Genomic DNA, 794 nt, shown 5'->3' on the forward strand with positions numbered 1-794 from the left:
AGTAAGCGCAAGTGAATCGGCCTCAACGAGTGCATCAGTAAGTGCGAGTGAATCAGCATCGACTAGTGCATCCTTGAGTGCGAGTGAGTCAGCCTCAACGAGTGCATCCTTGAGTGCGAGCGAATCAGCCTCAACGAGTGCATCCTTGAGTGCGAGCGAATCGGCATCGACAAGTGCATCAGTAAGTGCGAGTGAATCAGCATCAACCAGTGCATCACTGAGTGCAAGTGAATCAGCATCAACGAGTGTATCACTGAGTGCCAGCGAGTCAGCATCAACGAGTGCATCAGTAAGTGCGAGTGAATCAGCTTCAACGAGTGCATCAGTAAGCGCAAGTGAATCGGCCTCAACGAGTGCATCAGTAAGTGCGAGTGAATCGGCATCGACTAGTGCATCAGTAAGTGCAAGCGAATCCGCTTCAACTAGTGCATCAGTAAGCACGAGTGAATCAGCATCAACCAGTGCATCCTTGAGTGCGAGCGAATCAGCATCAACCAGTGCATCACTGAGTGCGAGCGAGTCAGCCTCAACAAGTGCCTCCCTGAGCACGAGCGAATCAGCTTCAACGAGTGCATCAGTAAGCACGAGTGAATCAGCATCTACAAGTGCATCAGTAAGTGCGAGTGCATCAGCTTCAACGAGTGCATCCTTGAGTGCAAGCGAATCCGCTTCAACGAGTGCATCACTGAGTGCAAGTGAATCTGCTTCAACGAGTGCATCAGTAAGTGCGAGCGAATCGGTATCGACAAGTGCCTCCCTAAGTGCGAGCGAATCGGTATCGACAAGTGCCTCCC

1 protein-coding gene is annotated in these 794 nt (G+C 51.4%); it reads right to left on the reverse strand.

What is annotated here, in order from left to right:
* The coding region (locus ACLUWI_RS10185; RefSeq protein ID WP_412147230.1) for a hypothetical protein at positions 1-794 on the reverse strand (794 nt) is incomplete at both ends.

The organism is Limosilactobacillus mucosae, from assembly GCF_046939755.1.
Classification (GTDB): domain Bacteria; phylum Bacillota; class Bacilli; order Lactobacillales; family Lactobacillaceae; genus Limosilactobacillus; species Limosilactobacillus mucosae_A.